Source organism: Streptomyces sp. NPDC051064, assembly GCF_044455985.1.
GTDB lineage: Bacteria > Actinomycetota > Actinomycetes > Streptomycetales > Streptomycetaceae > Streptomyces.
This window is the reverse complement of the sequence record NZ_JBITFK010000005.1, coordinates 533,861-546,131: the sequence shown is the minus strand read 5'-3', so window position 1 is coordinate 546,131 and position 12,271 is coordinate 533,861. Positions and strand designations below refer to the sequence as shown.

Genomic DNA, 12,271 nt, shown 5'->3' with positions numbered 1-12,271 from the left:
GCGGGCGCCGACAGGCCCGCCCGGCCCGCGAACCACCTCTGGAGCGTTGTGACCGACCCCCTCCTGTCCGAACTGCTCGACCTCGCCCTGGAGGCGGCCCGCCGGGCGGGCGCGCTCCTGCGTGACGGCCGCCCCGCCGACCTCGGGGTGGCCGCGACGAAGTCCAGCCCGATCGACGTCGTCACCGAGATGGACATCCGGGCGGAGAAGCTGATCACCGGCTACCTCTCCGAGCACCGCCCCGCCGACGGCTTCCTCGGGGAGGAGGGCGCCAGCGCCGAGGGCACCAGCGGCATCCGGTGGGTCATCGACCCGCTCGACGGCACGGTGAACTACCTCTACGGACTTCCGACCTGGTCCGTCTCCATCGCGGCCGAGCGGGACGGCGAACGGGTCGTCGGCGTCGTCGAGGCCCCGATGCGGCGGGAGACGTTCCACGCGGTGCTCGGCGGCGGCGCGTACGGGAACGGTGACGCGCTGCGCTGCCGCCCCACGGCCCCCTTCGACCAGGCGCTGGTGTCGACCGGCTTCAACTACGTCACCGAGGTCCGCGCCCATCAGGCCGCCGTGGCCCAGCAGCTCATCCCGCGACTGCGTGACATCCGCCGCGGGGGGTCCGCGGCCGTCGACCTGTGCGACGTGGCCGCCGGCCGGCTCGACGGCTACTACGAGCGCGGACTGCACCCCTGGGACGTCGCGGCGGGCGATCTCATCGCCCGGGAGGCGGGAGCCCTCACCGGGGGACGGCCGGGCAGGCCGGCCGACGGAGACCTGACGGTCGCGGCGACCCCCGGCGTCTTCGAGCCGCTGCAGGCGCTCCTGGAGGAACTGGGCGCCTGGCACGACTGACGTACGCCCTCCCTGAGCCCCTTGCGGCCCCCAGGGAGGGTGCCGGCACGAGAGAGGGCCCCGGAGAGCCATCACGGCTCCCGGGGCCCTCTCATGGCGGCTCAGACGCTTGTGGCGCCGATTTCCACGCCGTGCTCGGCGGCGAGGCGGTGCAGGTCGTCAAGCTCTCCCTGCTCGACATCCGCGAGGAAGTCGTCGCCCGTCTCGCGAGCCCTCGTGAGGTCGGACTCGGTGGTCTTGATTCGTTGCAGCAGACCTGCGGTGAAAGCGTCCATGAAGCGCCCCCTCGTCGTGGGTCGGTGGCACGGGGGTGTGCCCGGTGGTCCTCCGGCCCGTGGGCCGGAGTGCGGGTGATCACGCAGTCCCTCTGGAAGCAGGACGGGCTGTGGTACGCCACATGCAGGGCGTGATCGCGGGTGTGAGAGCGTCCTCCCCGCCGCCCGCCCGCGAGAAACCTCAACTGTCGTGGAAATCCGCTCCATTCCCTGGAGCGGCGGACCGGGCCGCGCCGTCTTACCGCCGGTTTATGCGCGTTACGGGCAGGATGGACGCGCACAGTCGGTGCCGCTGACGTGCTGCGAGCAGCCGGAACGAGGGCCACTCGCCGTTTTTTCGAAGATCTAGGGAAGGACTGCGCCGTGCGCGTACTCGTCGTCGAGGACGAGCAGCTGCTCGCCGATGCGGTGGCCACCGGGCTGCGCCGGGAGGCCATGGCCGTCGACGTCGTCTACGACGGAGCGGCGGCCCTCGAGCGCGTCGGGGTGAACGACTACGACGTCGTCGTGCTGGACCGGGACCTTCCGGTGGTGCACGGGGACGACGTCTGCCGCAAGATCGTCGAGCTCGGCATGCCCACCCGGGTGCTCATGCTCACCGCCTCCGGTGACGTCAGCGACCGGGTGGAAGGCCTGGAGCTCGGTGCGGACGACTACCTGCCCAAGCCCTTCGCCTTCAGCGAGCTGACGGCGCGGGTGCGCGCTCTGGGGCGCCGCACCACGGTCGCGCTGCCGCCCGTGCTGGAGCGGGCCGGCATCAAGCTCGACCCCAACCGCCGCGAGGTCTTCCGGGACGAGCAGGAGATCCAGCTCGCTCCGAAGGAGTTCGCCGTCCTGGAGGTCCTCATGCGCAGCGAGGGCGCGGTCGTCTCGGCCGAGCAGCTGCTGGAGAAGGCGTGGGACGAGAACACCGACCCGTTCACCAACGTGGTGCGCGTGACGGTCATGACCCTGCGCCGCAAGCTCGGCGAGCCGCCCGTCATCGTCACCGTCCCCGGCTCCGGATACCGGATCTGAGGGCGTGATGGCAGCTTCCCCGGCCCCCATGAAGGCACCCCCGAAGCCGACCTGGGAACCCAAGGCGCAGGAGTCCCCGTACCCCTGGCTGCGGCCGACCATCCGGATACGGCTCACGCTGCTGTACGGCGGCATGTTCCTGATCGCGGGCATCCTCCTGCTGTCGATCATCTACATGCTGGCGGCACAGGCCCTGCACGACGCCGGCGGCCCGGCCTTCCAGGTCTCCGGCACGAACGTCCAGATCTCCAGCGACACCTGTCCGCAGCTCGGCTCCGCGCAGAACAACGGCCAGCTCAACGACGCGATCAAGAACTGCACCGCGGCCCAGCGCCAGCACGCCCTCGACTCCCTGCTGAACAGGGCGCTGCTGGCTCTCGTCGGCCTCAGCATCATCGCCTTCGCCTTCGGCTACGCCATGGCGGGCCGCGTCCTGTCCCCGCTGGGACGGATCACCCGCACCGCCCGCCGGGTGGCGGGCACGGATCTTTCCCGCCGGATCGAGCTGGACGGCCCCGACGACGAGCTGAAGGAGCTCGCGGACACCTTCGACGAGATGCTGGACCGTCTGGAGCGGGCCTTCACCGCCCAGCAGCGGTTCGTGGGGAACGCCTCGCACGAGCTGCGTACGCCCCTCGCGATCAACCGCACGCTCCTGGAGGTCCATCTCTCCGATCCGGAGGCCTCACCGGAGCTTCATCAGCTGGGCAAGACGCTCCTGGCCACCAACGAGCGCAGCGAACAGCTGGTCGAAGGGCTGCTGCTGCTCGCCCGCAGCGACAACCAGATCGTCGAACGCAAGCCCGTGGATCTGGCCGAGGTCGCCGACCGCGCCATCGACCAGACCAGGGCCGAGGCGGCGGCGAAGGGGGTCGAGGTGCGCGGAGAGCGGGCCCAGGCCGTCGTCCAGGGCAACGGGGTACTCCTGGAGCGGATCGCGCTGAACCTCGTGCAGAACGCCGTGCGCTACAACGTGGCGGAGGGCGGCTGGGTGGAGGCCACCACCGAGCTCCGGCACGGACAGGCGCTCCTGACCGTCTCGAACACCGGGCCCGTGGTGCCCGCCTACGAGATCGACAACCTCTTCGAGCCGTTCAGGCGGCTGCGCACGGAGCGCACGGGCAGCGACAAGGGGGTGGGGCTCGGCCTGTCGATCGCGCGATCCGTCGCGCGGGCGCACGGAGGCCGTATCATCGCGGAGCCCCGCGAGGGCGGCGGTCTCGTGATGCGCGTCACCCTGCCTGTCTGAGAGGCTTCACGGTGTGAGCGGCATTGGATCGCTCTGTTCGCTTTGGGCGGAATTTTCGGACCCTGTTTCCGTTCCGTCCTTGTGTGATCGATCACAGGGGCATATTCCGGCCCCTCCACTCTCCGTGATCACAACTCTGTCCGAAAGCCTGGAAACGTCCGGGTTTCCGGGGGTCGATATCACGGGAAGTACACGGGGTGGCGCCCGTGAACTGCAGCAATCGGACCGTGTACGGTCCCCATCGCCACCCAAGCCGATCGCTCACGAGGGATCCGGTTGGGTGTCGATTGAGTAACAGACCTTGATGTGAGGCAAAATCTCCGCCTCAGGTCGGGCACAAGTCCGGCCTCTCACGCGTTACGTGCGCTGAGACACCGCAGACACCCATGAGGGGGAGAGCGACATGGCAACGGATTACGACACCCCACGCAAGACCGACGACGACGTGGACCAGGACAGCCTCGAAGAGCTCAAGGCTCGTCGGAGCGACAAGACGGCATCCGCCGTCGACGTGGACGAGTTCGACGCGGCAGAGGGACTGGAGCTGCCCGGCGCAGACCTGTCCAACGAAGAGCTTGCTGTGCGGGTTCTGCCCAAGCAGGCCGATGAGTTCACCTGCATGAGCTGCTTCCTCGTGCACCACCGGAGCCAGCTGGCGCGCGAGAAGAACGGCCAGCCCATCTGCCGCGACTGCGACTGAGGCCGGCCGGCCGTGGCAGGCGACACACCGTTCCGGAAGCGGCGCTTGCGGCGCACGAAGTCGTCGGAGGCATATCAGGGCGGCGCAGGCCCGGCAGAGGGCGAGAGCCCCACTGCCGAGCACCAGGCCGCCCTGCCTGCCTCTCCCGGCACACCACCTGACGACGAGCGGGGCCGTCCGGCCTCGCTCGAAGCGGTAAGGGCGACGGATCCGTCACCCGAGCCAGGGCAGGACGGACGGGCAGAGTCCCCGGAGGGCTCCGGCCGCCTGCACACACTGAAACGAGGCGTACGCAAGAGCCGGGAGAGCGTCGCGGCGGCGGTCGGCATGGTGGCCGACCGCATCATCGACACGGCTCCCCGTGTCCCTGTCCGGGACCTGGCCACCCTGCGCAAACAGTTCCCGGGGCTCGGCCCGGAACAGCTCGCCGACAAGCTCGTCGCGGGCGCCTGCAACGCCACCGCGACCGTCGGCGCGGGCATCGGGGCAGCGGCGATGATGCCCGTACCCCCCGCCATGCTCGCCGAGCTGGCAGCCGAGATCACCGGAGTGGCCGCCGTCGAGATGAAGCTGGTCGCCGAGCTCCACGAGGTCTACGGCCAGCGACCGCCGGGCAACCTGGGCCAGCGCAGCACCGCGTATCTGACGTCCTGGACGGAAGAGCGAGGCATCGACGTCTCACGCCCCACCACGCTCAACGCGGCGCTGGGCGGGCAGATGAAGCGCGAGCTCCGCCAGCAGATCATGAAGCGCACCGTGCGCGACCTGCCGAACCTCATCCCGTTCATGATCGGTGCCGCAGTCGGCGCGCTGATGAACCGACGGGACACCAGAAGGCTCGCCGACCGGGTCAGGAACGACCTGCGGCGTGGACAGGTCCCCTGGGACCGTCTCCCGGAGCTTCCCCCGCTGGAACAGCCCGCGGAGCCCGCCAAGGAGCTGCCCAAGGGTCTGGACGACCCCGGCCGCTGACCGCTCAGGCGGGTACGGGCGCGAGGGCCGCCACCAGAGCCTGCGGCTCCCGGGTCGACAGATAGAGGTACGGCGTCGGGTCGGCCGGGTCCGTGACCTTCACCCGCACCGCCGTCGGGACGTAGCTGCGCAGCAGCATGAACGCCCGTGGATCAGCCTTGTACGAGCGCCAGGCGCGCGCCTCGTCCCCGTCCAGCACCTCGGCGTCCCCGAGTGCTTCCAGGGGGATCCGGGCATCGCCGGCGACGAGGGCGCCCGCCACGACCCGGATGCGCGCGGAGCCGTACGAGCTCACGCCCACGCATGCCGCGGCCGTACCGGCGACCAGGCCGCCGAGCATCGGCAGGGCGCCGAGCGGCAGGAGCATCAGCGCACAGGCGACACCGATCCCGAAGGCGATGAGCCACCACGAGCGGGGTGCGGTGAGACGTTCGTCGAAGGGAGGTGCGGAAGGCTGCATGAAAGCAAGCTTGGCACGGCGCGACCCGCGGTCGGCCGCGCGGGTAAGGTCTGCGGCTGTGAGTGGAACATCTGCACGTCTGACACCCCCGGCCGGCGCGGTGAGGCCTGTCCGCCATCCCGATGCTCCCGCGCCCGGTGAGCTCCTCGGATCCCACTACGAACACTGTTTCGGCTGTGGTGGCGGGCAGCCGCACGGACTGCATCTCCAGGCGACGGCCGGAGAGGGCGTGAGCGTCACCGCCGAGTTCACCGTGAAGCCCGCCCATCAGGGCGCTCCGGGGCTGGCGCACGGCGGTGTCCTGGCCACGGCGATGGACGAGACGCTCGGCGCGCTGAGCTGGCTGCTGCGGGTCATCGCGGTGACCGGCCGGCTGGAGACCGATTACGTCCTGCCGGTGCCCGTCGACACGGTGCTCTTCCTGGAGGCCGAAGTCACCGCGGTGCACGGCCGGAAGATCTACTGCCGTGCGACGGGACGGACCGGCGGCCCCGAAGGGCCCGTCGCGGTCCGTGCGGAAGCCCTCTTCATCGAGGTCAAGGTGGACCACTTCATCGACAACGGACGGCCGGAGGAGATCCAGGCCGCGATGTCCGATCCGAACCAGGTCAGGCGCGCCCGCGCCTTCGAGGTGAACCCCTGATGCGCCACCCCGTCGACGTACTCATCCGCCGGGTCGACCCGGACGTGCCGATTCCGGGGTACGGACACCCGGGTGACGCCGGTGCCGACCTGGTCACCACCGAGGCGGCCGAGCTCGCCCCGGGCGAGCGGGCGGTGCTCCCCACCGGGGTGTCGATCGCCCTGCCCGACGGCTACGCCGCCTTCGTCCACCCCCGCTCCGGCCTCGCTGCCCGCTGCGGAGTGGCCCTCGTGAACGCCCCGGGGACGGTCGATGCCGGGTACCGTGGGGAGATCAAGGTCATCGTGGTCAATCTCGACCCACGCGAGACCGTGAGGTTCGAACGGTTCGACCGGATTGCCCAACTGGTCGTCCAGCAGGTCGAGAAGGTGCGCTTCCACGAGGTGACGGAGCTCCCCGGCTCGGCGCGGGCCGAGGGGGGCTTCGGATCCACCGGCGGTCACGCCGCAGTGGACGGCGTCACGGGCGGTAACACCCAGGGTGGGAACAGCTACGCTTCGGTCGTATCCGACCGGGAAGGACGTTGACGTGTTCGGACGTCGCAAGAACAGTGGTTCCGCCAAGGACACGGCGGACGAAGCGCGCGAGGCCGAGCAGGTCGCCGACGAGCTCGACGACACCGCCGAGGGCGGCTCGCGCCGTACAAACCTTCCGCCGGCTCCCCGCCCCGACGGGCCGTGGGACATCTCCGAGGTCTCCCAGCCCGGCGAGGGCCGGGTGGACCTGGGCGGCATCTTCGTGCCCGGGGTCGAGGGCATGGAGCTCCGCGTGGAGGTCGCCGGTGACGCGATCGTCGCGGCGACCGTCGTGCTGCGCGACAGCGCGGTCCAGCTGCAGGCTTTCGCCGCTCCCAAGAAGGAGGGCATCTGGGGCGAGGTGCGCGAGGAGATCGCCTCGGGCATCACCCAGCAGGGCGGGATCATCGACGAGGTCGAGGGCCCGCTGGGCTGGGAGCTGCGCGCCCAGGTCCCCGTACAGCTTCCGGACGGGAAGAACGGCGTACAGATGGTGCGCTTCATCGGCGTCGACGGACCGCGCTGGTTCCTGCGCGGCGTGATCTCCGGCCAGGGCGCCGTCCAGCCGGAGGCCGCCGGGCTGCTGGAGACGATCTTCCAGGACACCGTCGTCGTACGCGGTGACGGCCCGATGGCGCCGCGTGACCCGATCGTCCTGAAGCTCCCCAACGACGCCCAGATGGTGCCCGAGGGTGTGCAGCAGGAGGACCAGGAGAGCTCGAAGTTCTCCGGCGGTATGGGCCAGCTCCAGCGCGGGCCCGAGATCACCGAGGTGCGCTGACCGCACCCCAGTTCGTTCCGGCCGGTGGGCCGCGCCCCGGGGAGGGGGCGCGGCCCACCGGCTTTTCCATTGCCTCACCGGCTGCCTCATGCACATACTGGCGGCCGCCTGAGGAGAGCGGTACGCACGGGGGAGAGCGATGACACGGACCACCGACGGACAGACCGGCACGGCCCTGGCCGAGAGCCCGGCCGACGGCCCCATGGTGAGGGTCGAGGACCTGCACCGTTCGTACGGGAGCGGCGCTGCCGCCGTGCACGCCCTGCGGGGGGTCTCCTTCGAGATCCCGCGCGGAGAGCTCGTCGCGCTGAAGGGCCGCTCGGGGTCGGGCAAGACCACCCTGCTCAACCTCGTCGGCGGGCTCGACACACCGGACAGTGGCCGCATCACCGTCGGCGGCACAGACCTCTCCGGGCTCGGTGAGGACGGGCTGCTGGAGCTCCGCCGGGACAGGATCGGCTTCATCTTCCAGTCGTTCGGCCTGATCCCGATCCTGACCGCGGCGGAGAACGTCGGCGTGCCCATGCGCCTGCGCAGGACCGACCCGCACGAGCGCGAGGAGCGCGTGGCGCTGCTGCTCTCCCTGGTGGGTCTCGGTGACCACGCCAAGCAGCGCCCCGGAGAGCTCTCCGGCGGCCAGCAGCAGCGTGTCGCCATCGCCCGCGCGCTCGCCAACCGGCCCGCCCTCCTGATCGCCGACGAACCCACCGGGCAGCTCGACGCGGAGACCGGGCTCGCGGTCATGCAGCTGCTGCGGGCCGTCGTGCGCAGCGAGGGCGTCACCGTCCTCGTCGCCACGCACGACCCCCAGCTGCTCGGCTTCGCCGACCGGGTCCTGGAGCTCAGCGACGGGCACATCGTCGAGCACGTCTGACCTGCTGAGCCGCGTCAGAATCCCGTCAATACGGACCCCCGGCGCACCCCTCCGGCCCCTGTGCGAGAAATTCCCGGGGTAGCTTCGAGTCCGGCTCCCCGTGTCTGCGGTGGCCGGTTCAGGGAAGACAATGGGGCCATGGGACGCGGCAAGCTACGGATCTACCTGGGTGCGGCACCCGGCGTCGGCAAGACCTACGCGATGCTGTCCGAGGCCCATCGACGGGTGGAGCGGGGCACGGACTGCGTCGTCGCGTTCATCGAGCACCACGACCGTCCGCGCACCGAGGTGCTGCTGCACGGCCTGGAGCAGATCCGGCGCCGGGACATCGAACACCGCTCCGCGGTCTTCGCCGAGATGGACGTCGACGCCGTCCTGGAGAGGGCGCCGGCCGTAGCCCTCGTGGACGAGCTCGCCCACACCAACGTGCCCGGCTCCCGCAACGCCAAGCGCTGGCAGGACGTCGAGGAACTCCTCAAGGCCGGCATCGACGTGGTGTCCACCGTCAACATCCAGCACCTGGAGTCCCTCGGCGACGTCGTGGAGTCGATAACAGGGGTGCGGCAGCAGGAGACCATCCCCGACGAGGTCGCCCGGCGCGCCGATCAGATCGAGCTTGTCGACATGTCGCCCCAGGCGCTGCGCCGGCGTATGGCCCACGGCAACATCTACCAGTCGGACAAGGTCGACGCCGCCCTGTCCAACTACTTCCGCCCCGGCAACCTGACCGCCCTGCGCGAGCTGGCCCTCCTCTGGGTCGCCGACCGGGTCGACGAGTACCTCCAGCAGTACCGCGGCGAACACGACATCAGCACCCCCTGGCAGGCCCGTGAGCGCATCGTCGTCGGACTGACCGGCGGACCGGAGGGCCGTACGCTCATCCGCCGCGCCTCCCGGATGGCCGCGAAGGGCTCCGGGAGCGAGATCCTCGCGGTGTACATCGCCCGCAGCGACGGACTGACCTCCGCCTCGCCCAAGGAGCTCGCCGTCCAGCGCACCCTCGTGGAGGACCTCGGAGGCACCTTCCACCACGTCATCGGCGACGACATACCCTCGGCGCTCCTCGCGTTCGCCCGGGGCGTCAACGCCACCCAGATCGTCCTCGGCTCCAGCCGCCGCAAGACCTGGCAGTACATCTACGGCCCCGGGGTCGGCGCCACCGTCGCCCGCGAGTCGGGGCCCGACCTCGACGTGCACATCGTCACGCACGAGGAGGTCGCCAAGGGGCGCGGGCTGCCGATCGCGCGCGGGGCCCGGCTCAGCCGCACCCGGATCGTCTCGGGCTGGCTCGCCGGCGTCGGCGGACCGGCCCTCCTGACCCTGCTCCTGCACGGAATGGAGAACGGGCCGGGACTCGCCAACGACGTCCTGCTCTTCCTCTTCCTGACCGTCGCCGCCGCGCTGCTCGGGGGTCTGGCCCCCGCGCTCGCCTCCGCCGCGGTGGGCTCCCTGCTCCTGAACTACTGGTTCACACCGCCCACCCACACCCTGACCGTCCAGGATCCGGAGAACTTCGTCGCCATCGTGATCTTCTTCGCGGTGGCGGTGGCGGTCGCCTCCGTGGTCGACCTGGCGGCCCGGCGCACCCACCAGGCCGCACGGCTGCGAGCCGAGTCGGAGATCCTCTCCACGCTCGCCGGCAGCGTTCTGCGGGGCGAGACGGCCTTGGACGCCCTGCTCGACCGGGTCCGTGAGACCTTCGGCATGGAGTCCGTCGCCCTCCTGGAGCGGCAGAGCGACGTCGAGCCCTGGACCTGCGCCGGATCCGTCGGGCCCGCGCCGGTGGCCCGGCCCGACGACGCGGACGTGGACATGCCTGTCGGCGACCACATGGCGCTGGCGCTCTCCGGCCGCGTGCTGCCCGCGGAGGACCGCCGGGTCCTCGGCGCCTTCGCCGCGCAGGCCGCCGTGGTGCTCGACCGGCAGCGGCTGGTGGGGGAGGCGGAGGCTGCCAGACGGCTCGCCGAGGGCAACCGGATCAGGACCGCGCTGCTCGCCGCCGTCAGCCACGACCTGCGTACCCCGCTGGCCGCCATCAAGGCCGCGGTGAGTTCCCTGCGCGCCGACGACGTCTCCTGGTCCGACGCGGACGAGGCGGAGCTTCTCGCGGCCATCGAGGACGGCGCGGACCGCCTGGACCACCTGGTCGGCAATCTGCTCGACATGTCGCGTCTGCAGACCGGCACGGTGACCCCGCTGATCCGCGAACTCGACCTCGACGAGGTCGTCCCGATGGCCCTCGGCGGCGTGCCCGAGGGCAGCGTGGACCTGGACATCCCCGAGACGCTGCCCATGGTCGCCGTGGACCCCGGACTGCTGGAGCGGGCCGTCGCCAACATCGTCGAGAACGCCGTCAAGTACAGCCCCGGCCGGGAACGTGTCACCGTCGCCGCCAGTGCCCTGGGCGACCGCGTCGAGCTGCGGGTGGCCGACCGCGGCCGCGGAGTCCCGGACGAGGCCAAGGAACGCATATTCGAGCCGTTCCAGCGCTACGGTGACGCCCCGCGCGGGGCCGGGGTCGGACTCGGGCTCGCCGTCGCCCGCGGTTTCGTGGAGTCCATGGGCGGCACGCTGGACGCCGAGGACACCCCGGGCGGCGGTCTCACCATGGTCCTCACGCTCACGGCCGCGCCGGGGCAGGTGCGGGCCGGCCCCGTACCGCCCGTACGCGTCGCCTCGTGAGATCCCCGCGGCGGCGCACCCCCGTCCCGTACACATTTTCAGGAAAGGCAGGTCCGCGATGACCCGGGTGCTCGTGGTCGACGACGAGCCGCAGATCGTGCGCGCCCTCGTGATCAATCTGAAGGCGCGCAGGTACGAGGTGGACGCGGCGCCCGACGGGGCGACCGCCCTCCAGCTCGCGGCGGCGCGGCACCCCGACGTCGTCGTCCTCGACCTCGGGCTGCCGGACATGGACGGCGTCGAGGTGATCAGGGGCCTGCGCGGCTGGACGCGGGTGCCGATCCTCGTGCTCTCCGCACGCCACACCTCCGACGAGAAGGTCGAGGCCCTGGACGCCGGTGCCGACGACTACGTCACCAAGCCGTTCGGCATGGACGAGCTGCTGGCCCGGCTGCGCGCCGCCGTACGCAGGGCGGAACCGGTCGGCCAGGACGTCGGCGACGACCTGGTGATCGTCGAGACCGAGGGGTTCACCGTCGACCTGTCGGCGAAGAAGGTGCACCGTGAGGGCCGCGACGTGCGGCTCACGCCCACCGAGTGGCACCTGCTGGAGGTCCTCGTCCGCAACGCCGGGCGGCTCGTCAGCCAGAAGCAGCTGCTCCAGGAGGTCTGGGGGCCCTCGTACGGGACCGAGACCAACTATCTGCGGGTCTACATGGCGCAGCTGCGCCGCAAGCTGGAGGCCGATCCCTCGCACCCCAGGCACTTCGTGACCGAGCCCGGCATGGGCTACCGCTTCGAGCGGGGACGGTCCGTCCCGGAGTGATCGGCGTCACTCGTTCGGGTGGCATCCGTCCGGGCCAGCCCTTACCACAGGAGACCGGTACCCTTCGGGTATGAGCGCTGTTCCCCGATCCGAGAAGTCAGGCGGGACCTCGAAGCCGTCCGGCCGCTTCCGCCGCATGCTCGACCGGCTGTCCAGCTCCCAGGAGGATCTGGAGTCCGAGGAGCTGCGGGAGGACACGCACGCTTCGGGCTGCACGCGCATCTCCGAGTGCTCGGACCGCCAGATCGTCAAGGTCACTGGTACCTTGCGGACGGTCACCCTGCGGCCGCGTGCCGGAGTGCCCGCCCTGGAGGCGGAGCTCTTCGACGGCACCGCGCCGCTCGACGTGGTCTGGCTGGGCCGGCGTTCCATCGTCGGCATCGAGCCGGGCCGCAAGCTCATCGCGTCGGGCCGCGTAGCCATGAGCCACGGCCGCCGGGTGCTGTTCAATCCCAAATACGAACTCCGACCGCTCGGCAAGGAGTAGC

General features: G+C 71.0%; 14 protein-coding genes. 12 read left to right on the top strand and 2 right to left on the bottom strand.

Features of this window, described 5'->3' with window-relative positions; all coding sequences use genetic code 11:
• The first annotated feature begins 48 nt into the window (after positions 1-48).
• Positions 49-849 (top strand): inositol monophosphatase family protein, encoded by an 801-nt coding sequence (locus tag ACIBCU_RS20685; protein WP_362941865.1) that lies wholly within the window; start codon positions 49-51, stop codon positions 847-849.
• A gap of 101 nt (positions 850-950) precedes the next feature.
• On the opposite strand, the gene ACIBCU_RS20680 is transcribed toward ACIBCU_RS20685, so the two are convergent.
• Complete coding sequence (locus ACIBCU_RS20680; protein WP_164992724.1) at positions 951-1,124, bottom strand: hypothetical protein; 174 nt, start codon at positions 1,122-1,124, stop codon at positions 951-953.
• A gap of 363 nt (positions 1,125-1,487) precedes the next feature.
• On the opposite strand from ACIBCU_RS20680, the gene ACIBCU_RS20675 reads away from it, so the two are divergent.
• From ACIBCU_RS20675 to ACIBCU_RS20660, 4 genes are all read left to right on the top strand, one after another.
• Positions 1,488-2,141: a response regulator transcription factor gene (locus tag ACIBCU_RS20675; RefSeq protein ID WP_031089418.1), complete on the top strand. Its 654-nt coding sequence runs from the start codon at positions 1,488-1,490 to the stop codon at positions 2,139-2,141.
• Positions 2,142-2,148: 7 nt separating this feature from the next.
• Positions 2,149-3,390, top strand: coding sequence for an ATP-binding protein (locus ACIBCU_RS20670; protein WP_362941868.1), 1,242 nt, complete (start codon positions 2,149-2,151; stop codon positions 3,388-3,390).
• Between the two features lie 403 nt (positions 3,391-3,793).
• Positions 3,794-4,090: a DUF4193 domain-containing protein gene (locus ACIBCU_RS20665; protein ID WP_003965732.1), complete on the top strand. Its 297-nt coding sequence runs from the start codon at positions 3,794-3,796 to the stop codon at positions 4,088-4,090.
• 12 nt (positions 4,091-4,102) lie between these two features.
• Positions 4,103-5,062, top strand: coding sequence for a hypothetical protein (locus tag ACIBCU_RS20660; RefSeq protein ID WP_399232932.1), 960 nt, complete (start codon positions 4,103-4,105; stop codon positions 5,060-5,062).
• A 4-nt stretch (positions 5,063-5,066) separates the two neighbouring features.
• Here ACIBCU_RS20660 and ACIBCU_RS20655 read toward each other — a convergent pair whose 3' ends face one another.
• The gene (locus ACIBCU_RS20655; RefSeq protein ID WP_399232930.1) at positions 5,067-5,522 is read right to left on the bottom strand and encodes a DUF3093 domain-containing protein; all 456 of its coding nucleotides are present in this window, start codon (positions 5,520-5,522) and stop codon (positions 5,067-5,069) included.
• A gap of 58 nt (positions 5,523-5,580) precedes the next feature.
• On the opposite strand from ACIBCU_RS20655, the gene ACIBCU_RS20650 reads away from it, so the two are divergent.
• The 7 genes from ACIBCU_RS20650 to ACIBCU_RS20620 all read left to right on the top strand — a co-directional run bounded on the left by ACIBCU_RS20650 (position 5,581) and on the right by ACIBCU_RS20620 (position 12,270).
• A complete protein-coding gene (locus tag ACIBCU_RS20650) occupies positions 5,581-6,165 on the top strand; it encodes a PaaI family thioesterase (protein ID WP_362941877.1) in 585 nt (194 codons plus the stop codon).
• A complete protein-coding gene (gene dut / locus ACIBCU_RS20645) occupies positions 6,165-6,692 on the top strand; it encodes a dUTP diphosphatase (protein WP_014153608.1) in 528 nt (175 codons plus the stop codon). The genes ACIBCU_RS20650 and dut overlap by 1 nt, the downstream gene beginning before the upstream one ends.
• Position 6,693: 1 nt before the next feature.
• Positions 6,694-7,461, top strand: a complete 768-nt coding sequence (locus ACIBCU_RS20640) for a DUF3710 domain-containing protein (RefSeq protein ID WP_362941880.1) — start codon at positions 6,694-6,696, stop codon at positions 7,459-7,461.
• A gap of 139 nt (positions 7,462-7,600) precedes the next feature.
• Positions 7,601-8,335: an ABC transporter ATP-binding protein gene (locus ACIBCU_RS20635; RefSeq protein ID WP_399232927.1), complete on the top strand. Its 735-nt coding sequence runs from the start codon at positions 7,601-7,603 to the stop codon at positions 8,333-8,335.
• Positions 8,336-8,473: 138 nt separating this feature from the next.
• Positions 8,474-11,017 (top strand): sensor histidine kinase KdpD, encoded by a 2,544-nt coding sequence (locus tag ACIBCU_RS20630; RefSeq protein WP_362941886.1) that lies wholly within the window; start codon positions 8,474-8,476, stop codon positions 11,015-11,017.
• A 58-nt stretch (positions 11,018-11,075) separates the two neighbouring features.
• Positions 11,076-11,783 (top strand): response regulator, encoded by a 708-nt coding sequence (locus ACIBCU_RS20625; RefSeq protein WP_356710295.1) that lies wholly within the window; start codon positions 11,076-11,078, stop codon positions 11,781-11,783.
• Between the two features lie 70 nt (positions 11,784-11,853).
• Positions 11,854-12,270 (top strand): OB-fold nucleic acid binding domain-containing protein, encoded by a 417-nt coding sequence (locus ACIBCU_RS20620; protein ID WP_362941889.1) that lies wholly within the window; start codon positions 11,854-11,856, stop codon positions 12,268-12,270.
• Position 12,271: the final 1 nt, after the last annotated feature.

Coding starts and splice junctions, on each gene's coding strand:
- ACIBCU_RS20680 (WP_164992724.1), bottom strand. CDS start 1,124: ATGGACGCTTTCACCGCAGGTCTGCTGCAACGAATCAAGACCACCGAG.
- ACIBCU_RS20670 (WP_362941868.1), top strand. CDS start 2,149: ATGGCAGCTTCCCCGGCCCCCATGAAGGCACCCCCGAAGCCGACCTGG.
- ACIBCU_RS20665 (WP_003965732.1), top strand. CDS start 3,794: ATGGCAACGGATTACGACACCCCACGCAAGACCGACGACGACGTGGAC.
- ACIBCU_RS20655 (WP_399232930.1), bottom strand. CDS start 5,522: ATGCAGCCTTCCGCACCTCCCTTCGACGAACGTCTCACCGCACCCCGC.
- dut (WP_014153608.1), top strand. CDS start 6,165: ATGCGCCACCCCGTCGACGTACTCATCCGCCGGGTCGACCCGGACGTG.
- ACIBCU_RS20635 (WP_399232927.1), top strand. CDS start 7,601: ATGACACGGACCACCGACGGACAGACCGGCACGGCCCTGGCCGAGAGC.
- ACIBCU_RS20630 (WP_362941886.1), top strand. CDS start 8,474: ATGGGACGCGGCAAGCTACGGATCTACCTGGGTGCGGCACCCGGCGTC.
- ACIBCU_RS20625 (WP_356710295.1), top strand. CDS start 11,076: ATGACCCGGGTGCTCGTGGTCGACGACGAGCCGCAGATCGTGCGCGCC.
- ACIBCU_RS20620 (WP_362941889.1), top strand. CDS start 11,854: ATGAGCGCTGTTCCCCGATCCGAGAAGTCAGGCGGGACCTCGAAGCCG.